We start from the raw sequence: 21,388 nt of genomic DNA, 5'->3' as shown, positions 1-21,388 counted from the left end.
CGGGATTGGTCAATCTCGGCCGACTATATTTGGCTAAATTATTCCGGCGCTAACAGCGTCACCAATCCGCTTAACACGTTATTTACTATGACACGCTTTGTGTCCCAAATAGATCTCGTACTGGCTATGTACGAACTTTGCGGCTGGTTTTCTGTTTTCGAGCCGACCCCCGCTGTCGAAATGCAGTAAAAATCGCGTTAAAGGAGAATCGCAATTCCAGCACGCAGGATCTGTTCGAACTTGGAGAAGGCGAAGACGAGATTCCTTGGAAACGAGTTTATGCCCGCACAACCGTAAAGGTCCCAGCAAATGAAGGCCAAACGAACAATCGCGAGGATGGAAGAGAGGTTACGAAACTCAAAGGTACTTCGCTTTGGATGAGAAAGCCACTCATCGAACTGAGCGACTTGCATCGATTCGCCGAAAAGGTCAAAAGTCAAATGTGGGGAAAGCAGTTTTATGATGCCGCTCAGCAGGTTATCGGCATTGCTGCATCTCCACTCGAGGTCGCGGGGGTCCTGCTTCTAAGTCGTTCTCGACGTCTAGGTGGTTCAGGATTCAGATACGTATACCTCAACGATTTAACCCCTCTATCCGAGGAAGCCCAAAGCATCGCAGGTCAAAAGGTTTGCTACGGTGACATCGTGATTGTAAACCCAATCCTAATGAAGGCAGCAATTATCGAAATCCAAGGTGAGGTCATCCATGGGTCAGGCGCGGTACTTGACCAAGATGCGGAGCGCATGACTGCGCTCCAGAGCATGGGTTTCGATGTGTTCCTGGTAACCCACGATATGCTTAACGACAAAAAACAGCTAGACGCCATAGTCAAAAGCGTCTGCAGTCGTTTGGGGATTCGATATAAAGCCAAATCCGAGGCAATGAAGCGCGCCGAGACGCAACTGCGAGCAAATGTTCTGTGCAACTGGTTGGAACTCGGAAATTAGCCGGCGACAAGGCGCTAGAACGACCTAGTTTTACTGCTAGTGAATTAGTATCATTTCAAAACCATGCCGGATTACGGGGCTGGACCCGGACCGGCCGTCCATACCCTGCATTTCGCTGAATGCGCAAGTCGTCTACCTGCGGTTTTGATTTTACCGATTACGGCATGCTCGGGGGTTCCCGGCCTGGCCCCGTAAACCGGCATGGTTTTGAAATCGCCGGGTCGGCGGGAGCGCGATTGGCCCCGATAATGGGCCCGGCGCCGGCGGGATGGTCGTTGGGCGGATGGCGGCCCGTGGGGTGGAAGCGAAAACCGGCGAGCGGCGGAACCCGAGATGCCCTGGGGGCGCCGGGGAGGAGGGCGGCGGCAGCGCCGCCGCCCGCGGGGCGCGCCCCGCGGGCCGGATCCGGCATCGCGGGTCCCTTGCCCTCGAGTCCGCGCCGCGCTCTCGTCCCAGCGGCGCCCGCGCCTCCGGAAAGTTTTTCCAAAATTGTCCTTGCATCGCCGGGGGAGTTCCCGTATAGTACTTCTTCGCACGGGGGCGTAGCTCAGCTGGGAGAGCGCTTGACTGGCAGTCAAGAGGTCAGGGGTTCGATCCCCCTCGTCTCCACCCGAGCATTGAATGAGGCTCCAACGCAAGTTGGGGCCTTTTTTCATATAGGAAAACAAGGTCAAAGGCGGCACCATGATCCTCCTGGTCGACAAGATCGTGCGTTGAATGGGCGTCGCGTGCATGGTAGTATTTCACGACGTGGTTCAATGCGTTGGAGGCTGTTCTGCCACCCCAACTGTAAGTGCCACTTTATAAGGGCTCTTGGCGCAACGGTTAGCGCAGGGGACTCATAATCCCTGGGTTCTGGGTTCGAATCCCGGAGGGCCCACCAGGTTTTTCAACAGGTCAGGCAATATGTCTGGCCTGTTTTCTTTTTCATGGCAGTAGTTTCCACTTGCAAATAGCCTGCTTGCTCACTTCCGGACGCCCCCTGTCGACTGCCCGCGATGCCGCCGCCACGAAACCGGCCCATCTACTACGTTTAAGCCCGACCCCTCGACCATACCCCGTATTTCGCGAAAACCGCAGGCCGTCTACCTGCGATTTTATTTTTGCCCGAGGCGCCATGGTCGGGGGATGCCGGCCAAACGTAGTAGATGGGCCGGTTTCGTGGCGGGAGGCCCCGGGGGCGGGCGGAGTGGAGCCTGATGGGAGGGCGGCGGCAGCGCCGCCCTCCCGCGGGGCGCGCCCCGTGGGCTTAGTCGGGCATCGCGGGCCCATCGCTCTCGAGTCCGTCCCGCATCCGCGCCGCCGCCCCAGGAAAGTTTTTCCAAAATTGTCCTTGCATCGCCGGGGGAGTTCCCGTATAGTACTTTTTCGCACGGGGGCGTAGCTCAGCTGGGAGAGCGCTTGACTGGCAGTCAAGAGGTCAGGGGTTCGATCCCCCTCGTCTCCACCCGAGCATTGAATGAGGCTCCAACGCAAGTTGGGGCCTTTTTTCATATAGGAAAACAAGGTCAAAGGCGGCACCATGATCCTCCTGGTCGACAAGATCGAAAAAAGCTTCGGCGCGCGCGTCCTCTTTAGCGGCGCATCCTTCCAGATCAACCCCGGCGAGCGCTTCGCGCTCGTGGGCCCCAACGGCGCTGGCAAAACCACCATGCTCAAGATCATCATGGGCATCGACAGTCCCGATGCCGGCCAGGTCCAGTACGCCAAGGACTGCCAGGTAGGCTACCTAGAGCAGGAAACTAATCTGGAGCAAAAGGACACCACCATCCTTGCCGAGGTCATGGCCGCCGCCAAGGAAATCCGCCGCATGGGCGAGCGCGCCAACGAGCTGCAGGCCCAGATCACCGAGCTCTCCGATCAGGGCAAGGACGTCGACGCACTCCTCAACGAGTATGGCCAGGTCCAGGACCGCTTTGAGCACCTGGGCGGCTACGAGCTCGAGAGCAACGCCCGCAAGATCCTTTCCGGCCTGGGCTTTAAGGTCACCGACTTTGAGCGCCCGTGCTCCGAGTTCTCGGGTGGCTGGCAGATGCGCATCGCACTCGCCAAGCTATTCCTGCGCCACCCCGACCTGCTGCTTCTGGACGAGCCTACTAACCACCTGGACCTCGAGAGCGTCCAATGGCTGCGCGGCTTTATCGCCAACTACGACGGCGCCGTCCTCATCGTCAGCCACGACCGCGCCTTTATGGACGCCTGCGTCGACCACGTCGCCGCTCTCGAAAACCGTCGCGTGACCACCTACACCGGCAACTACAGCAGTTACCTCAAGCAGCGCGAGGACAACCTGGAGCAGATGCGCGCCAAGCGTGCCGCTCAGGAGCGCGACATCGCCCACATGCAGGTCTTCGTCGACAAGTTCCGCTACAAGCCCACCAAGGCTGCCCAGGCTCAGGAGCGCATCCGCAAGATCGAGCAGATCAAAAAGGAGCTTGTCATCCTGCCCGAGGGCCACAAGCACATCGACTTTAAGTTCCCCGACCCGCCGCGCTCCGGCGACATGGTCGTGGGGCTCGAGGGCGTCTCCAAGTCCTACGGCAAAAAGCACATCTACAGCGATATCGACCTCAAGCTCTACCGCGGCGAGCATGTGGCGCTCGTCGGCCCCAACGGCGCCGGCAAGTCTACCCTCATGAAGATCCTCGCCGGTCTGGAGCCGCCAACTACCGGCACGCGTGATCTGGGCACCAACGTGGGCGTGGCCTACTACGCCCAGCACGCACTCGAGGGCATGACCGAGTCCAATACCGTCCTGCAAGAGATCGACACCGTCACGCCCAAATGGACCGTGCCGCAGCAGCGCAGCCTGCTGGGCGCCTTCCTGTTTAGCGACAACGATTCCATCGAGAAGCAGGTCCGCGTCCTCTCCGGCGGCGAAAAGGCGCGTCTGGCACTGGCCAAGATGCTCGTGGCCCCCGAGGCGCTCCTGTGCCTGGACGAGCCCACCAACCACCTGGACATCGACTCGGTGGACATGCTCGAGAACGCCCTGCAAAACTTCCCCGGCACCATCGTGCTGATCAGCCACGACGAGCACCTGGTACGCGCCGTGGCCAATCGTGTGATCGACATCCGCGACGGCAAGGTCACGGTCTACGACGGCGACTACGACTACTACCTCTACAAGCGCGAGGACCTCGCGGCCCGCGCCGCCGCCGAGACAGCAGGGGAGAGCGTGCCTGTCGCGGCCAAGTCCGCCAAGGTCACCGCGGCCCAGCCCGATGCGCCCGCCGCCGCTTCCAAACCTGCCGAGGGCAAAAAGACCAAGGAGCAAAAGCGTGCCGAGGCCCAGGCCCGCGCTGCGCTCAACAAAAAACTCAAGGGCGTGCGCAACCAGCTCAAGAAGATCGAGGCAGAGCTCGACAAAAAGCGTGCCCGCTATGACGAGCTTATGGAATTGATGGCAAGTGAAGAGCTTTATGCCGATCAGGACAAGTTCAACGCCGCGCTGGGGGAATATAACGGCCTTAAGCAGGAGCTGCCCAAGCTCGAGGACGAATGGCTGGAGCTTTCCACCCAGATCGAAGAGGAGACCGCGCGTGAACTCTCGTAAGGCCGCCGCCGTTGCGATGATCATCATCGCCATCGCCTGTCGCATCTGCGGCATCTTTATGAGCGCAATGACCGTTCTGCTGTGCTTTAGCGGCCTCACCGCCAAGCTGCAGATCGTTGGCTTTGTCGTTGAGCTTTCGCGTGCACTGCCGAGCGCCATCGCCGGCTACGGCGTCATCACGTCGCCTTTTGGCGGTGTGTTCCGCCTGGATTATGCTATCGTCGCTGTGATCCTGTTTGTAATTGACTACCTGCTCACGCGCGCCTCGCGCCGCGTCCGCTAGGGGAGTGTTATGTCCAGCAGCTACATCATGAACCTGCTCGCCAGTGCCGTTGCCGTCATCGTTGGCATCGTGATCCACGAGAGCGCGCACGCCGCCGCAGCCTGGGCGCTCGGCGACAAAACGGCTCGCTCGCGCGGCCGCGTCTCGCTCAACCCGCTCAACCATATCGAACCGTTTGGCACCATCATCCTGCCGCTGCTCATGCTCGCCGCAGGCGGTCCCGTGTTCGCCTTCGCCAAGCCCGTGCCCGTCTATCTCAACAACCTCAAGCACCCCAAGCGCGACGAGGTCCTGGTGAGCGTAGCCGGCCCCACATCGAACATCGCGCTCGCGTGCCTGGCCGCAGCCCTCATGCACCTGACCTACGGCAACCTCTACACCAGTATGTCCTTTGCCGTAGCGTCGCAAATCATGAACTTTGGCGCTACGTTTATCGTGGTCAACCTATCGCTTGCGTTCTTTAACCTCATTCCGATTCCGCCGCTTGACGGCTCGTCGATCATCGTGCCGTTCCTCAAAGGTAAGGCGCTCGCCAACTACTACCACCTGCAGCAATACGCCATGCCCATACTCATCATCGTGCTGTATCTGCTGCCCATGTGGACCGGCATCGATGTAATCGGCCGCTATTTCGACGTTACCGTGTATCCGCTTGCTGAGCAGCTGCTCAACTTCGCAATCGCCGGCATCTAAGGTAAACTTACAGGTCGACCGTGCAAAACTGTCGCAATATGCACCCAAACCGCGCCGCGAAGGCGCCGTCAAAGGAGGTCGAAGATGTCGTATCGCGTGTCGACGCAGGTCTACAGCGGACCGTTCGACCTGCTGCTGCAGCTGGTAACCCGCCAAAAAGTAGATATTGGCGCCATCTCCATCAGCGAGGTGGCCGAGCAATACCTTGCCGAGGCCGAGCGCATCGAAGCACTGGACCTGGACGTGGCGAGCGATTTTTTGCTGGTCGCGGCAACCCTTTTGGACATCAAGGCTGCCTCTCTGGTGCCGCAGGAGGCCCCACGCAAAGCCGATGAATACGATGACGAGTTCGACGAAGATCTCGAGGAGCTCAGCGCGCTCGACGGCGACGCCCTGCGCGAGGTCCTGATCCAGCGCCTGATTGCCTACAAGCAGTTTAAGGGCGCGGCTGCGGCCCTCGGTGCCCGCATGCAGGCCGAAAGCCGTATGCATCCGCGTGTGGCCGGTCCCGACCCGGAGTTCCTAGGCCTTATGCCCGACTACCTTGCCGGCATTACCCTGCGCGGTCTCGCCGTCATCTGTGCCGACCTGGACGGCAAGCGCCAGACCTTCTTGCTGGAGGCCGAGCATGTGGCGCCGCATCGCGTACCGCTCGACCTGACCGTGGCCTCAGTCGACCGCTTTACCATGGCGCACCAAACCTGCACCTTCCGCGAGCTGTTGGACGGCGATGCCACCACCGAGCAGCTCGTCGTCACCTTCCTGGCCATGCTGGAGCTCGCCAAGCGCGGCTCGCTCACGCTGAGCCAGGACGAGATCTTTGGAACCATCCGCATCAACCGCGTCGAGGGCGCCGAGGCCTATGTGCCCGGCGAGGGCCCCGAGCTCACCGAATAGGAGCCGCAACCATGTCAACCCTTTCCACGCTAGAGGCAAACAGCCTCAAAGGTGCCCTCGAGGCGCTGCTGCTGGTGTCGAGCGACCCGGTGAGTGCGCCCGCGCTGGCTGGTGCGCTGGATATCGCCCCCGGCGAGTGCGCATCGCTGCTCGCCGAGCTCAAGGTTGAGTACGAGGAGGCCAACCGCGGCTTTCAGCTGCGCGAGGTCGCCGGCGGCTGGCGCCTGTTTACGCACCCCGCCTACCACGACGTGGTCGAGGCCCACGTGTTGAGCTGGGACACGCAAAAGCTGTCGCAGGCGGCACTCGAGACCCTGGCCGTCATCGCCTACCACCAGCCCGTGACGCGCGAGGTGGTCAAGGGCATCCGCGGCGTCAACTCCGACGGCGTCATCGCGTCGCTCGTGGACAAGGGCCTGGTGCGTGAGCTCGGCCGCGACCCCCAGCGCGGTCAGGCCATCATCTACGGCACGACCAACGCCTTCTTGGAAAAGTTCGGTCTGCGCTCCACCCGCGACCTGCCCGACCTGGAGCAGTTTGCCCCCGACGAGCAGTCGCGCCAGTTTATCCGCGAGCGTCTAAGCGGCCGCAGCATTCAGTCCACGCTCGAGGAGCAGGCCGAAGATCTGGACGAAGAGCGCGAACTGCTCGATACCGATGTTGAAGATGTTGATGCAGTCGAGGACTTGGAAACCCTGGACGTCGACGAGACCTCGGAGGATTTGCATGACGAGGACTAACGAAGTAGGGGAGACGCGCGCCGTGGGCAACGCAGTACCCGTAACCGACGCCCAGCCCGTCTATCCGCACACCATGCGCCTGCAGCGCTTTTTGGCGCGTGCGGGCGTGGCGAGCCGCCGCGGCTCGGAGGACCTGATGACCGCCGGCCGCGTGACCGTCAACGGCCAGGTCGCGACCGAGCTGGGCACCAAGGTCGATGTCGACCGCGACCACATCGAGGTCGACGGCATGCCCGTCAAGCTCAACCAGGGCGCCGTGTACCTGATGCTTTACAAGCCGACCGGCTACCTCACCACCATGAGCGACCCGCAGGAGCGCCCTTGCGTGGCCGACCTGGTCCCCCGCGACCGCTTTCCGGGACTGTTCCCGGTGGGCCGCCTGGACCGCGACACCACGGGCCTTTTGCTCTTTACCACCGACGGCGACCTGTCACAGGACCTGCTGCACCCGAGTAAGCACGTCTACAAGACCTATCAGGCGCTCGTGGACGGCCACTTGACCGATCGCGACTTGGAACCGCTCCGCCGTGGCATCGAGCTCGACGACGGCCTATGCCAGCCGGCGATCTGCCGAATCATTAACGCGCGCGAGGCCGAGGCCGTAGCTCCCCAGGGCGTCAAGCCCGGCACCACCGCCGTGGAGGTCATCATCCGCGAAGGCCGCAAGAACCAGGTCAAGCGCATGCTGAGCAAGATTCACCACCCGGTGATTCGTCTGCACCGCTGCAACTTTGCTGGCCTGGAGCTCAAGGACGTGGCCAAGGGCTCGTGGCGCGAGCTCACCGATCGCGAGGTGCAGATCCTCAAGGCCGGCGGTATTCCGCCCAAGCAGGCCAGCTCCAAGCGCGGCGCCGCGCCGGCGACCAACACCGCGACCCGCACGCGTCACCACGGCAGCCACGGCTCCGCACCCAAGCGCAACACCTACCGCGAGCGCTACACGGGCTAGGCAACCCGCCGCGCCCCAACGCCCGCGAACCATACCAGCACGTCAACCACCGAAAGGAAGTATTGCATGATCGTCGCCATCGACGGCCCCGCCGGTTCCGGCAAGTCCACCATCGCCAAGGAGATCGCCCGCCAGCTGGGCTTTAACAAGCTCGACACGGGCGCCATGTATCGCGCCGTCACCTTCGCCGCGCTCGACCGCGGCATCGACCTGGATGACGAGGCGGCCATCGACGCCCTCGCCGAGCAAATCGAGATCCGCTTTACAAACGGCACCGGCGAGGACACGCGCCTGACCATTGACGGCCAGGACGCTTCGGCCGCCATCCGCACCCCGCAGGTCGACGCCAACGTGTCCAAGGTCTCGGCCTATCCGGGCGTGCGCGCCGCCATGCTCATCCACCAGCGCCGCGCCGCCGAGGACCGCGATATCGTCGCCGAGGGTCGCGACATCGGAACCGTCGTGTTCCCTAACGCGCAGGTCAAGGTCTTCCTGACCGCCGACCCGCGCGAGCGCGCCCGCCGCCGCGTGCTGCAGCGTCACCAAAACGATGCTCAGCCGCTCACGTCCGAGCAGCTCGAAGCCGAGGTCGACGAGACCCTCGACGCCCTTAAGAAGCGCGACAAGCTTGACAGCAGCCGCGAGGTCGCCCCGCTCGTGCCCGCCGAGGACGCCGTGCACGTCGACTCCACCGCCCACACCATCGACGAGGTCGTCTCGATAATCGAGGACCTTATTAACCAAAGGAGGTAGCCCATGCGCCTGTTTCAGCAGACGCCCGAGGACTATTACAACGCCCCCTACGCCGAGTTTCCAGCGCTCATCCGCGGCACCGTCGTCGTAGTCATGGCCATCCTTTGGGCCTTCTCCAAGCTCATGTGGCGCTGGAAGGTCGAGGACGCCGATCTTCTGTTTGAGCGCCAGGAAGGCCGCGGCAGCGTGGTCATCTGCAACCACACCTCGATGGCCGAGCTCTTGGCCGTGGAGACGGCGCTGTTCTTTGGGGGCCGCCGCATTCGTCCCATCTTTAAGTCCGAGTTCGCCAAGAGCAAGATTGTGCGCTGGGCCTTTAGCCGCGTTGGCGGCATCCCCGTCGAGCGTGGTACTGCCGATATGAAGTGCCTGCGCGCCGCCCAGCATGCGCTGCAGCGCGGCGAGGACGTCCTGATCTTCCCAGAGGGCACACGCATCCGCTCGCGCGAGATCAAGCCCGAGGTCCACGGCGGCTTTGCGCTCATCGCCCAGATGGGCAAGGCGCCCGTCAACCCGCTCGCCATCTGCGGCTGGTCCGACATCACGCCCGCAGGCAAAAAGCTCATGCGTCCCAAGAAGTGCTGGATCCGCGCCGGCAAGGCCGTCTCGCTTTCCGACGCACCGGCTGGGCTTAAGCGCACGGAGCGCCTGGAATGGTTTGAGTCCGAGGCCATGAACCGCGTCTACGCCATGCGAGACGAGCTGTGCGCCGAGCATCCGGGCAGGTTCTAGCCATGAGCGAGAACGTGACGAACACCACCGCGACTGTGTCCGGCCAGGCAACCGCGCCTACCATCGAGATCGCCGCCCACGCCGGCACTTGCTACGGCGTACAGCGTGCGCTCGATATGGCGCTGGCCGCTGCGCCGCAGGCAGAGGAGTGCACTCAAGTTCACACCTTGGGGCCGCTCATCCATAACCCCATCGTGGTGCGCGAGCTTGCTGAGGCAGGCGTCGGTCTGGCCGACACCTTGGACGACGCCGCAACCGGCACCGTGATCATCCGCGCCCACGGCGTGGTGCCGCAGGTAATCGGTGCTGCCCGCAAGCGCGACCTTACCGTGGTCGACGCCACCTGCCCCTACGTGAAGAAGGTCCATGTGGCAGCCGAGCGCCTGGTGCGCGAGGGCTACCGCGTGATCGTCGTGGGCGAGCCAGGCCACCCCGAGGTCGAGGGCATTCTGGGCCACGCCGGCAATGATGCGCAGGTCGTGAGCTGTGCCGCCGACGCCGATGCCCTGTCGCTCAAGGGCAAGGTGGGCCTCGTTGTGCAGACCACTCAGACCGCGCAGAACCTCGCCGAAGTCGTGGCCGCTATCACCCCGCGCGTGCAGGAGTTGCGTGTGATCAACACCATCTGCGCCGCCACGAGTGAGCGTCAACAGGCAGCAGCCACACTTGCCAACCGCTGCGACTGCATGGTCGTCGTGGGTGGCAAGAACTCGGGCAACACCCGCCGCCTGGCGCAAATTTGCGCAGACGCCTGCGAGCGCACGTATCACATCGAGGAAGCTTCCGAGCTCCAGGCCGCTTGGTTTGCCGAGGCGCGCCACATCGGCATCACCGCTGGAGCCTCCACCCCACAAGAACACATCGAACGCGCCGTCGCGCGCATCAAGGAGCTTTGCCGCTAACCATGGACCAGACCGTACCCGCATACGCCGCCGAGGTGGCCGATTACGGGCGCAGCCGCGACCCCGAGCCGGGTGAGGGCGCGCTCGTTAAGAATGTGCGTCCCGAATCGCCCGCATGGGATGTGGGTATCGAGCCGGGCATGCGCGTGCTCACGGTCAACGGTGAGGCGCTCACCGACATGATCGTATGGCTTTGGGAGGCCGACGACGACACCGTTGATTTGGAGGTATTCGACCCGCGCGACGGCACCGTCACCCCCGTCGAGCTCGACCGCTTCCCGGGCGAGGACTGGGGTTTGGAGTTCGATGGCCCCATCTTCGACGGCATGCGTACCTGCGTAAACGCCTGCGTGTTCTGCTTTATGACCATGCTGCCCAAGGGCGGCCGCTCCACGCTCTACATCCGCGACGACGACTATCGTCTGAGCTTTTTGCAGGGCAACTTTGTCACGCTCACGAACCTCACCGACGAGGACGTGCAAAACGTCATCCAGCGCAACATGAGCCCCATGAACGTGTCGGTCCATGCCGTAAGCCCCGACGTCCGCCGTCGTATGATGGGCCGCAACGCCCAGCGGGGCATGGACGTACTCGAGGCCATCATGGCCGCCGGCATCGAGATTCACGCGCAGATCGTGTTGTGCCCCGGCATGAACGACGGCGAGGAGCTGGAAAAGACCCTGCGCTTTTGCGAGGAGCACGAGCAAATCACAAGCCTGGGCATTGTACCGCTCGGTTTTACCAAGCATCAGAACCGTTTTAGCTGGTCCTACAGCGACAAGCCCGAGCTGGCGCGCGAGACCATCGCCATGATCCGTCCCTACCAGGACCGCGCCTTCGAGCGTTTTGGCCGCCACACCTTCCAGATGAGCGACGAGTTCTACCTGGACGCCGGCATCGATCCGCCCGAGGCGGACTTTTACGACGGCTATCCGCAGTACTACGACGGTATCGGCATGATCCGCTCATACCTAGACGAGACGGACGATGTGCTTGCCGCCGATGCCGAGCGCCTAGCCCGCGTCCGCGAGGCCATCGCCGCTCGCAGCCAGCACCTGCTGTGCCTCTCGGGCGCCAGCGCACGCGACACGGTGGCGCGCTTTGTGGAGTCGCCGCATGGTCTCGGCGGCACCGTCACAGCCATCAAGAACCGCTACTTTGGCGGCAACGTGGACGTGACCGGCCTCATCGTCGCGTGTGACATTCTGGAGCAGCTGCCGCAGGACCTCTCTGGGGTTATGCTCTTTGTGCCTAAGCTCATGTTCAACGCTGACGGCATGACGCTTGACGAGTATCATCGTGACGATTTACTCGCAAGCCTTACCAGTCGCGGCGCCGAGGTTCATGTGGTGTCGACCATGCCGCATGAGCTGCTCGATACCCTGGAGCACATCCTTGGCATTGTGCCTGCCGACTCTACTAATTCCGCTGACCCTACCCATTAAAGGAGAGCAGATGAAACCTATCGTCGCCGTCGTCGGACGCCCCAACGTGGGCAAGTCCACGCTCGTTAACCGCCTGGCCCAGACCTCGGACGCCATCGTCCACGAGTCTCGCGGCGTCACGCGCGACCGCTCGTATCACACGGCCGATTGGAACGGCCGCGAGTTCACCATCGTCGACACGGGCGGCATCGAGCCGCTCAAGAGCGATGACGTCTTTGCCACGTCCATCCGCGACCAGGCCCTCGCCGCCGCCGAGGAAGCCGCCGTCATCCTGTTTGTGGTCGACGGCCGCACCGGCGTCACCGAGGAGGACGAGTCGGTCGCCCGCATGCTCAAACGCTGCGACAAGCCGGTCTTTCTGCTGGTGAACAAGCTCGACAACCCCGATCGCGAAAACGACAGCATCTGGGAGTTCTATTCGCTCGGCATCGGCGAGCCCACGCCGCTCTCGGCCCTGCATGGCCACGGTACGGGCGACCTGCTCGATGACATCGTGGCCCTGCTTCCGGAGGAAGAGGACGAGGTCGCCGATGAGTTCCCCGACGCGCTGAACGTAGCCATCATCGGCCGCCCCAATGCCGGTAAGTCATCGCTGTTCAATCGTATCCTAGGCGCCGACCGCTCTATCGTGTCCAACATTGCCGGCACGACGCGCGACGCCATCGACACCGTCGTGGAGCGCAACGGTAAGCACTACCGCATGGTCGATACCGCGGGCATCCGCAAGAAGAGCACTGTGTACGAGAACATCGAGTACTACTCCATGGTCCGCGGCCTGCGCGCCATCGACCGCGCCGACGTGGCACTGCTCGTCGTCGACGCCTCCGTGGGCGTTACGGAGCAGGACCAGAAGGTCATGGGTCTTGCCATCGAGCGCGGCTGCGCCATCGTGGTGCTGCTCAACAAGTGGGACCTGCTCGACGATGACCGCAAGCGCGAGGCCTGCATGGAGACCGTCGACCGCCGTCTGGGCGTCATGGCTCCCTGGGCCCAGTACCTGCGCATCTCAGCCCTGACCGGCCGCAGCGTCGAGAAGATCTGGGCAATGGTAGACGCCGCCGAGAAGACGCGCTCGCAAAAGATCAGCACCTCGCGCCTCAACACGTTCCTCACCGACCTGCGCGAGTTCGGTCATACCGTGGTGGACGGCAAGCGCCGCCTGCGTATGCACTACGTGACCCAGACGGGCGTCAACCCGCCGACGTTCACGTTCTTCGTCAACCACAGTGACCTGGTCAACGACACCTACCAGCGCTACGTGGAGAACCGCATGCGCTCGACCTTCGACTTTGCCGGCACGCCCATTCGACTCTTCTTTAGGAAGAAGGAGCAAAAGGATGCATAATCCGATTCTTCTGACCGCCATCTGCGCCGTGGTCTCGTTCTTTATCGGGGCGGTTCCGTTTGGTCTGATCCTGGGCCGTGTGTTCAACCACACGGACATTCGCAAGGCGGGCTCCGGCAACATCGGCACCACCAACGCACTGCGTGTGGCCGGTCCCAAGGTGGCCGCGCTCACCCTGCTGCTCGACTGCCTTAAGGGCGCCATCTGCGTCCTTATCGCGCGTCCGCTCATCGCGAGCGTGGGCTATGGCTTCCCCGTGAGCATCATGGCCCCCGGCGCCGCCGGCGACTGGATGCTTGGCGTCGTCTGCCTGGCAGCCGTGTGGGGCCATATCTTCTCGCCCTACCTTAACTTCCATGGCGGCAAGGGTATCGCAGTTGGTCTGGGCGTCATTCTCGCCTGGTACTGGCCCATTGGTCTGTCGCTGCTGGGCATGTTTATCGTGGCCGTCGCCATCACCAAGTTCGTGTCGGTGGGCTCGCTTGCCGCGGCTATCAGCCTTCCCATCGCTGCCTGCGCGGTCTTTCCGTACAGCAGCCTAGGACTTAAGTTTTGCATGGCGATGATCGGCATCACCGTGGTGTGGGCCCATCGCGCGAACATCAAAAAGCTCATGACCGGTAAGGAGTCCAAGCTCTCGTTTACCAAGCGCGTCACCGAACCCGATGATAAGTAGGAGAGAGTCATGAATGTTGCGCTGATTGGCTCTGGCTCCTGGGGAACCGCCGTCGCCGGCCTTGCCGCCGCGCGAGCCGAGCGCGTGACCATGTGGGCCCATAGCGAGCAGACGGCCGCCGGCATCAATGGCGAACACCGCAACCCCCGCTACCTTGTGGACTACGTGCTGCCCGGCAACTCCGTCGCCACGACCGAGCTCGTGCAGGCGCTCGACGGCGCCGAGGCCATCATCTTTGCCGTTCCTTCGACGCACCTTCGCAGCGTGTGCCACCAGGCCGCGCCCTTTATCGCCGCCGATACCCCAGTGCTCTGCCTCACCAAAGGCATTGAGCCCGAGTCCGGCCTGCTCATGAGCGAGGTCATCGCCAGCGAGATCGGCAACGAGGCGCGTGTGGCGGCACTCTCGGGCCCCAACCATGCCGAAGAGATCTGCCGCGGCGGGCTTTCTGCCGCCGTCATCGCCAGCAAAGACCCGCAGATAGGGGAGACCTTTAAGGACCTGCTCCTATCCACGGCCTTCCGCATCTACCTGACGCAGGACATGACCGGCGTCGAGGTCTGCGGCGCCATGAAAAACGTCATCGCCATCGTGTGTGGCATTTCCGCCGGCTCCGGCGCGGGCGACAACACGCTCGCCCTTATCATGACGCGAGGTCTGGCCGAGATCAGCCGTCTGGTGCATGCCCGCGGCGGCCAGGCCATCACCTGCATGGGCCTTGCCGGCATGGGCGACCTCATTGCCACCTGCACTTCGGAGCATTCGCGCAACCGCACCTTTGGCTACGAGTTTGCCCACGGCGTGTCGCTCGACGAGTATCAGGAGCGCACGCATATGGTGGTCGAGGGCGCCGTCGCGGCCCGCAGCGTCAGCGAGCTTGCCCGCTCACTGGGCGTAGACATTCCGCTCACCTTTGCCGTGGAGCAAACGCTCTACAACGGTGTTACTTTGGATAGGGCGCTCGAGATTCTCACCGACCGCGTCCCCTCTCAAGAGTTCTACGGACTCACCGACTAGCGCAGAAAGGCTACTACCATGGGTTCCATCAAAATCGCTCCGTCCGTCCTTTCGGCCGACATGGCCAACCTCAAGGGCGAACTCGACAAGATCGCCGGTGCCGACTACGTGCACTTCGACGTCATGGACGGCCACTTTACCGGCAACCTCACCTTTGGCGTTGACATCCTTAAGGCCGTCAAGCGCTCCACCAACGTGCCGGTCGACGCGCACCTGATGGTGTCGAACCCCGACGAGACCGTCGATTGGTACGCCGATGCCGGTGCCGACATGATCACCGTGCACTACGAGGCCTCCACGCACCTGCACCGCACGCTCACGCATCTGCAGCAGCGCGGCATCAAGGCCGGCGTGGTGCTCAACCCCGCCACCCCCGTGTGCGTACTCGAGAGCATCATCGACGTCGTCGATATGGTGCTGCTCATGAGCGTGAACCCCGGCTTTGGCGGCCAGAGCTTTATCCCGGGCACCATTGCCAAACTGCACGAGCTCAAGGCCATGTGCGAGCGTCACGGCGTTTCGCCTCTCATCGAGGTCGATGGCGGTATCTCTTCCAAGAACATCGCCGAGGTCGTCAAGGCTGGCGCCAACGTGCTCGTCGCAGGTTCCGCCGTATTTAAGTCCGAAGATCCCGCTGCCGAGGTTGCGCTGCTGCAGAAGCTGGGCAACGAGGCCGCACAGGAGGCATAAAACCTTATGACCGCAGGTCAAAACCGCATACCCGTGAATCTTGACTATGCCGCCTCGACGCCCATGCGCGTCGAGGCGCGCCTTGCGCAGCGCGAGTACGACGACAGCGAGCTTGCCGGCGTCAACCCCAACTCGCTGCATTCGCTCGGCCGCAAGGCCGCTGCACGCCTGGAAGTGGCGCGTCGCGAGATTGCCCGCAGCTTTGGCGCGCGCGTTCGCCCGTCCGAGATTGTTTTGACCAACGGCGGCACCGAAGCCAACCAGCTGGCGCTGCTCGGTCTTGCCGAGGGCGCTCGTCAGCGCGATCGCAAGCGTAACCGCGTGATCGTATCTGCCATCGAGCACGATTCGATTCTGGACAACCTGCCGCTGCTGCGTGCTGCCGGCTTTACCGTCGACCTGGTGCAGCCCTGCCGTGCAGGTTATATTGAGCCTGCCGCGCTGAGCGACTTGCTCGGCGACGACGTGGCGCTCGTGAGCATCATGGTTGCCAACAACGAGACCGGCGTGGTGCAGCCCATCCGCGAGCTGACCGCGGCCGCGCATACCGTGGGCGCTCTGTTCCACACCGATGCCATCCAGGGCTATCTGCACATTCCGCTCGATGCCGCCGAGCTGGGCGTCGATGCTATGACCGTTGCCGCGCACAAGATCGGCGGCCCCGTGGCATCCGGCGCACTCTACCTTAAGAACCGCACGCCGCTGCGTCCGCGCATCTTTGGCGGTGGACAGGAAGCCGGACGTCGTGCCGGCACGCAGGACCTGCGCACGCAGCTGGCCTTTGCCGCTGCCGCCCGCACGTTGGCGCCCCGCGTGGCCCAGGAGCGTACGACGCTGCAAGCTCTTTCCGACAAGCTCTACGCCACGCTTACGGCTCATCCGCGCATTCACGCCACCATGGGCGACTATGCGCATGCCGATCGTCTGCCCGGCATGGTGTCGATCTACATTGACGGCATGGACTCCGAGGAGCTCATCATCAAGCTCGACGCCGCCGGCTTTGAGGTATCGGCAGGCTCGGCGTGCTCGAGCGGCAGTATGGACCCCAGCCACGTTTTGAGCGCGATGGGCATCGGTCGCGAGCAAGCTCTCGGCGCTCTTCGCATCTCGTTCGATGACCGCGTGAACCCAGCCGATCTGGACGACTTTGCCCAAGCGCTGCTGACGATCGTGGGTGCCGCATGATCGTCGCCGAGCTCGAGCGCGCTCTGCTGGCACGCTATCCAAAGACGGACGCCGAGCCCTGGGACCACGTAGGCTTATCCGTGGGCGACCCTGCCACCGAGATTGCCGGCGTGGCCTGCGCACTCGATGCGACCGAAGCCAATGTGCACCGTGCTTTCGAGGCCGGTGTCAACGTGCTGCTGACGCATCATCCTGTCTATATCAAGGCGCCCGAGGCGTTTTGTCCAGCGGATGCCACTCGCCCCCAGTGCAGCGCGGCACTCTATGAGGCGGCCCGTTGCGGCGTGAGCATCATATCGCTCCACACCAACCTGGACCGCTCGAACGAAGCCCGTGTCTGCCTGAGCAAGCTGCTGGGTGCCGCACTCGTGAGCTCACTGGAGCACGTGGACGACCCCGAGGCAACCGGCCTGGGCGCGCTTGCAACGCTCAACGACCCGTGCACGCTGCGCGATCTTGCCACCCGTGCTGCCACGGCCTTCGGCAGCGACCCGCGTGTGTGGGGCGAAGCCGATCGCCCGTGCCGCACCGTCGCCATTTTGGGCGGCTCCCTGGGCGACTTTGGAGAGCTCGCCATCGCCGCGGGCGCGGACGTTGTCGTGACGGGCGAGGCGGGCTATCACGTGGCGCAGGACCTCGCTCTGCGCGGTCTGGGCGTCATCTTGCTCGGCCACGACCGCTCCGAGGAGCCGTTCGTTGATATATTGATGAACTCTGCAGTTGACGCCGGGGTCAACCCCCGTCATGCGATTAAAATACAGAACCCTTGCCAATGGTGGACTGTGACAAAAGGAGAGAACTTATGAGCGCCGGCGCTACGCTACTCAAGCTGCAACAGATCGATTTGGAGCTCGCCCGCAACAAGAGCGAACTTGCCAATATGCCGGAGCTCAAGGAGCTCGCTTCCAAGCGCAAGACCTATGTGAAGCTCAAGTCCGAGATGACCAAGCTCTACGCCCAGCGCAAGGATCTGGACATTGAGCTCGACGATCTCAACACCACCGAGATCCAGACCAATAACGCCATCGAGGCAGCTAAGAAGCGCCACGTTGACGGCTCCGACTACCGCGAGGTACAGGACCTGGAAAACGAGCTCGCCACCCTGGCCAAGCGCCTGGACAAGATTGAGCACACCCGCAAGGATGTCGTTGTCGCCCATAAGGAGGCGCTCGACCGCGAGACCCGCGCGCAGGCCATCATCGCCAAGTTCGAGGAGGGCGTGAAGGCCGATACCAACGCCGCCCGCGCCAAGGCTGCCGACCTGCAGGCTCAGATCGAAGCCGCCACTAAGGAGCGCACCGCTCTTGCCGCCACGCTGCCGGCCGACGTGCTCACCGACTACGAGCGTCTGCTCAAGCAGTTCCGCGGCTTGGCCGTCGAGACCATCCAGGGCAACATCCCCACGGTCTGCCACACCGCGCTGCAGGCATCGTCCATAAGCGACCTCAACCACGACGGTAGGTCAATTACGCACTGCCCGTACTGCCACCGCCTCCTGGTGCTCCCGAGCAAGGAAGCCTAGCGATGACGGCGGCATCCAACAATTCAATGCAACTTGAGGGAAAAACGATCCTGCTGGGCATTACCGGCGGGATCGCCGCCTATAAGTCGTGCAATATCGTGCGCCTGCTGCAAAAGCGCGGCGCACGTGTCAAAGTCGTTATGAGCGAGCATGCCACGGAGTTCGTGGGCCCGCTCACGTTCCGCGCGCTCACCAATGAGCCGGTCGCGGTTGGGCTATTCGACGACCCGTCTGACCCCATCCACCATATCTCGCTTGCGCAGGAGCCCGATCTGGTGGTCGTGGCGCCCGCGACGGCCAATATCATCGCCAAGATGGCCAACGGCATCGCCGATGACCTTATTTCCACCACGCTGCTTGCGACGCCGCGACCCATCGTGATCGCACCCGCTATGAACAACGGCATGTGGAAGGCGCCGGCGACGCAGGCCAACATGGCCACGCTGCGCGAGCGCGGTGTCCATGTTGTGGGACCCGGCAGCGGCTACCTTGCCTGCGGCGACGTGGACACGGGACGCATGAGCGAGCCCGAGGACATCGTCGAGGCTGTCTGTGAGGTGCTCAAACCCGTGCCTCAGTACCTGGCAGGCAAGCGCGTCGTCATCACTGCCGGCCCCACGCACGAACCAATCGACCCGGTGCGATTCATTGGCAACCGCTCATCAGGCAAGATGGGCATCGCCCTGGCAGGGGAGGCCGCTCGCCGCGGTGCTGCGGTCAAGCTTGTGCTGGGACCGACATCGCTCGATGTCCCCCGCGGCGTGGAGTGCGTGCGCGTGCAGACCGCCGCTGAAATGCTGCAGGTAGCGCTCAGCGCCTTCCAGACGGCCGATGCGGCAATTTGTGCGGCCGCCGTCGCCGACTATACCCCCGCCACCCCTGCGGACCATAAGCTCAAAAAGGCCAACGAACGCCTGGATCGCATCGAGCTTGTCGAAACGGTCGATATTTTGGCCGAGCTCTCGCGCCAGAAGGGCAAGCGGTGCGTAATCGGATTTGCGGCCGAGACCGATAACGTTGTCGAGTACGCCGAGCGCAAATTGGCCCGCAAGGGCTGCGATGCCATTATCGCCAACGATGTCTCGCGCGCCGATTCGGGCTTTGGAACCGACACTAACAAGGCCTGGATTGTGAGCACAACGGGTACGCAAGAACTTCCCGTGCTAACAAAACCCCAGCTCGCAGATACAATTTTGGACTTGCTTCAAAATTTATAAAAAAGTTCTTGCACAAGTCTAAAGTTTCGGGTTAATATACTCCCTGTTGCAAGCGAGAGCAGAGCAACAAACATAAGCTTCGGGACGTGGCGCAGCTTGGTAGCGCACTTGACTGGGGGTCAAGGGGTCGCTGGTTCGAATCCAGTCGTCCCGACCAGAAGTTTGCAGGTCAGGCACCTAGTGCCTGACCTTTTTTGTTTTAAGCAATTGCTTAATTTTGATTAAGCAACAGGGTGCCAAAAAACTACCTGCGCGATAATCGCTTTTTGCGGTTACTTGCGCGTTTTGCACGCGCTTGAGCCGATTTATTAACGCGACATGAATCTACATACGCGTAGCTGGTATACAGACGAGTACAGGCTGTATTTATCGCGGCGATTTACGCAGATATGGCGACTGTAACGAACTAGTGTGTCGCTGTATTTATTCCAGCAGTTCACTTGATCTGTGGACAAGTGAGCGGTTACAACAAAACGCCAACCAGGATGGACTCCATACGAGGATGCCGCAAAGGTAATGGCGGGGAAGTGCGGCAGGCGCTCTGAGAGCCGCTGTATGCCCCCATTTCTCCTCAACCCGATTACCTGTACAATGAACCTCGAATTGTTTGAGTAATCGCCAAAAGAAAAGCCCTCGCAGGATTGCGAGGGCTTTGCGATGAAAGAGATCAGAAGCAGAAAGCGGGGAGGACATAAAACGAGTCCGTCGCGCTGTAGCTGTAGCAAATACCGCCGCTTTGAACATAGCGAAAGGATGTGGAGCTGCGCGGTCTCACGGAACGAGTCCAGTGGCTATAGCCTGATGCACCGGAATAGTTCGACCTCGTCACGCCCTTGGATTTGTAGCACTCGTACTGGATGCCGTCAGATTGCATATCCCCGTATACTTCGGTTGCCGAGAGCAGAAAAACCTTGTCGGTCGTCGCCGAGGGGGCACCGCCCCCGTTACCGCCAACGTTATCGGTTGTCTTTGTGACGGGTTTCACCTTTGACTGGAGCTCGCTGGGCAGGAGCAACCAGAGGTCACCGCTGCTGAGGCGGGTACGGAGCTCGGACTTATCCCAACCACCGGCATTGGTGTCCGTAGCGTTCATTCTCTGGCTACCCAAGGCAGAGTTGGTCGCCTCGAACGTCAAGCCTGCCATGCCGCTACCATCGGCCAAGTCGTCGTGGTTGATGCCGATGATACGGTACTCGAGCGTCTTGCCATTGGTCAGCTTCATCGAGAACTTGGTGCCGGCATCCATGGCGGCCTTGGCCTTGGCGTAGGCGATAGACGATGTACCGTTCTTGGCAATGTCTTTGGCAACCGCCTCCTGCTCGTCGAGGGTCCAGTCCTTCGCGTCCTTGGCGATGGCCACCTGGACGGCCGCGGAATCGGCGCCTGCGGAGCCGCCACCGGACGCGCCTCCCTCGACGCCGCCGACCGTTCCATTGTTCACCGTGTTGCCGACCAGGTTGGACTGGTTTCGGATGGCTCCGGCCACGCCGGGTCCCGCGAACACGATGACCAGGCCGATGACGGCAATGATCAGGACGTACTCGATAATTGATTGCCCTCGGAAGCGGGTCGTTTCAGGAGCGACCCCCCCCCGAAGGTTAATTGCCGCTGCATGCATATACGGCTCCCTTCACTCGGGGTTTGCAATACGAGCCGAGCGTAGGGCTATTCCAAGTATTTGCAACGGTCTTGCCGCTGCGGCAACGATGACGGCAGGGGAGAAAGTCATGCGCTATTAGCGCGGCTATAACGTCCGCTTCGAATGCCGACCGTATTCATATCGAGGCAGCCATTTCATACCTTCAGAAAGACAACTGAAAGCCGCAAAAAAGCGGGACC

General features: G+C 62.2%; 21 protein-coding genes and 4 tRNA genes. 24 read left to right on the top strand and 1 reads right to left on the bottom strand.

The features are described 5' to 3' along the window. From FGQ61_RS09605 to FGQ61_RS00725, 24 genes are all read left to right on the top strand, one after another. Positions 1-189, top strand: a 189-nt coding sequence (locus tag FGQ61_RS09605) for a hypothetical protein (RefSeq protein WP_416378116.1), incomplete at its 5' end; no start/stop codon positions are given. A 188-nt stretch (positions 190-377) separates the two neighbouring features. Continuing rightward, positions 378-947: a DEAD/DEAH box helicase family protein gene (locus FGQ61_RS00835; RefSeq protein WP_161162651.1), complete on the top strand. Its 570-nt coding sequence runs from the start codon at positions 378-380 to the stop codon at positions 945-947. Between the two features lie 536 nt (positions 948-1,483). Then, positions 1,484-1,556 (top strand) — tRNA-Ala (locus tag FGQ61_RS00830). A 198-nt stretch (positions 1,557-1,754) separates the two neighbouring features. Next, positions 1,755-1,830 (top strand) — tRNA-Ile (locus tag FGQ61_RS00825). 491 nt (positions 1,831-2,321) lie between these two features. Next, positions 2,322-2,394: transfer RNA gene (locus tag FGQ61_RS00820), tRNA-Ala, on the top strand. A gap of 75 nt (positions 2,395-2,469) precedes the next feature. After that, entirely contained in the window at positions 2,470-4,503 is a 2,034-nt protein-coding gene (locus tag FGQ61_RS00815; protein WP_138374257.1) for an ABC-F family ATP-binding cassette domain-containing protein, read from the top strand. Further along, positions 4,490-4,786 (top strand): hypothetical protein, encoded by a 297-nt coding sequence (locus FGQ61_RS00810; RefSeq protein ID WP_249360909.1) that lies wholly within the window; start codon positions 4,490-4,492, stop codon positions 4,784-4,786. Before FGQ61_RS00815 ends, FGQ61_RS00810 begins: the two co-directional genes overlap by 14 nt. A 9-nt stretch (positions 4,787-4,795) precedes the next feature. Next, positions 4,796-5,479, top strand: a complete 684-nt coding sequence (locus FGQ61_RS00805) for a site-2 protease family protein (RefSeq protein WP_138374256.1) — start codon at positions 4,796-4,798, stop codon at positions 5,477-5,479. An 84-nt stretch (positions 5,480-5,563) separates the two neighbouring features. Next, a complete protein-coding gene (locus tag FGQ61_RS00800) occupies positions 5,564-6,376 on the top strand; it encodes a segregation and condensation protein A (protein WP_138374255.1) in 813 nt (270 codons plus the stop codon). A gap of 11 nt (positions 6,377-6,387) precedes the next feature. Next, entirely contained in the window at positions 6,388-7,116 is a 729-nt protein-coding gene (gene scpB, locus FGQ61_RS00795; protein WP_138374254.1) for an SMC-Scp complex subunit ScpB, read from the top strand. Then, complete coding sequence (locus FGQ61_RS00790) at positions 7,103-8,065, top strand: pseudouridine synthase (RefSeq protein ID WP_138374253.1); 963 nt, start codon at positions 7,103-7,105, stop codon at positions 8,063-8,065. The genes scpB and FGQ61_RS00790 overlap by 14 nt, the downstream gene beginning before the upstream one ends. A gap of 66 nt (positions 8,066-8,131) precedes the next feature. Continuing rightward, on the top strand, positions 8,132-8,818 hold the full coding sequence (cmk, locus tag FGQ61_RS00785; RefSeq protein ID WP_138374252.1) for a (d)CMP kinase: 687 nt from the start codon (positions 8,132-8,134) through the stop codon (positions 8,816-8,818). 3 nt (positions 8,819-8,821) lie between these two features. Further along, positions 8,822-9,550: a lysophospholipid acyltransferase family protein gene (locus FGQ61_RS00780; RefSeq protein ID WP_138374251.1), complete on the top strand. Its 729-nt coding sequence runs from the start codon at positions 8,822-8,824 to the stop codon at positions 9,548-9,550. A gap of 2 nt (positions 9,551-9,552) precedes the next feature. Beyond that, positions 9,553-10,452, top strand: coding sequence for a 4-hydroxy-3-methylbut-2-enyl diphosphate reductase (locus FGQ61_RS00775; RefSeq protein WP_138374250.1), 900 nt, complete (start codon positions 9,553-9,555; stop codon positions 10,450-10,452). Between the two features lie 2 nt (positions 10,453-10,454). Beyond that, positions 10,455-11,897 (top strand): DUF512 domain-containing protein, encoded by a 1,443-nt coding sequence (locus FGQ61_RS00770; RefSeq protein ID WP_138374249.1) that lies wholly within the window; start codon positions 10,455-10,457, stop codon positions 11,895-11,897. A gap of 10 nt (positions 11,898-11,907) precedes the next feature. Then, a complete protein-coding gene (gene der, locus FGQ61_RS00765; protein WP_099431760.1) occupies positions 11,908-13,242 on the top strand; it encodes a ribosome biogenesis GTPase Der in 1,335 nt (444 codons plus the stop codon). Then, on the top strand, positions 13,235-13,918 hold the full coding sequence (gene plsY, locus FGQ61_RS00760; RefSeq protein WP_138374248.1) for a glycerol-3-phosphate 1-O-acyltransferase PlsY: 684 nt from the start codon (positions 13,235-13,237) through the stop codon (positions 13,916-13,918). Before der ends, plsY begins: the two co-directional genes overlap by 8 nt. 9 nt (positions 13,919-13,927) lie before the next feature. Continuing rightward, positions 13,928-14,935 carry an NAD(P)H-dependent glycerol-3-phosphate dehydrogenase gene (locus FGQ61_RS00755; RefSeq protein WP_138374247.1) on the top strand — a complete coding sequence of 336 codons (1,008 nt, stop codon included), beginning with the start codon at positions 13,928-13,930 and terminating at the stop codon, positions 14,933-14,935. A gap of 18 nt (positions 14,936-14,953) precedes the next feature. Then, a complete protein-coding gene (gene rpe, locus FGQ61_RS00750) occupies positions 14,954-15,625 on the top strand; it encodes a ribulose-phosphate 3-epimerase (RefSeq protein ID WP_138112589.1) in 672 nt (223 codons plus the stop codon). Positions 15,626-15,631: 6 nt separating this feature from the next. After that, on the top strand, positions 15,632-16,810 hold the full coding sequence (locus FGQ61_RS00745; RefSeq protein ID WP_138374246.1) for a cysteine desulfurase family protein: 1,179 nt from the start codon (positions 15,632-15,634) through the stop codon (positions 16,808-16,810). Next, positions 16,807-17,616: a Nif3-like dinuclear metal center hexameric protein gene (locus FGQ61_RS00740; RefSeq protein ID WP_138374245.1), complete on the top strand. Its 810-nt coding sequence runs from the start codon at positions 16,807-16,809 to the stop codon at positions 17,614-17,616. Before FGQ61_RS00745 ends, FGQ61_RS00740 begins: the two co-directional genes overlap by 4 nt. Then, positions 17,613-18,332, top strand: a complete 720-nt coding sequence (locus FGQ61_RS00735; RefSeq protein WP_138374244.1) for a zinc ribbon domain-containing protein — start codon at positions 17,613-17,615, stop codon at positions 18,330-18,332. Before FGQ61_RS00740 ends, FGQ61_RS00735 begins: the two co-directional genes overlap by 4 nt. 2 nt (positions 18,333-18,334) lie before the next feature. After that, positions 18,335-19,549, top strand: coding sequence for a bifunctional phosphopantothenoylcysteine decarboxylase/phosphopantothenate--cysteine ligase CoaBC (gene coaBC / locus FGQ61_RS00730; RefSeq protein ID WP_229025866.1), 1,215 nt, complete (start codon positions 18,335-18,337; stop codon positions 19,547-19,549). Between the two features lie 80 nt (positions 19,550-19,629). Continuing rightward, positions 19,630-19,706: transfer RNA gene (locus FGQ61_RS00725), tRNA-Pro, on the top strand. 510 nt (positions 19,707-20,216) lie between these two features. On the opposite strand, the gene FGQ61_RS00720 is transcribed toward FGQ61_RS00725, so the two are convergent. Next, complete coding sequence (locus tag FGQ61_RS00720; protein WP_138374243.1) at positions 20,217-21,167, bottom strand: DUF6273 domain-containing protein; 951 nt, start codon at positions 21,165-21,167, stop codon at positions 20,217-20,219. Positions 21,168-21,388 lie beyond the last annotated feature (221 nt).

Source organism: Collinsella aerofaciens (assembly GCF_005844325.1).
GTDB lineage: Bacteria > Actinomycetota > Coriobacteriia > Coriobacteriales > Coriobacteriaceae > Collinsella > Collinsella aerofaciens_G.
This window is presented reverse-complemented; position numbering and strand designations above follow the sequence as displayed.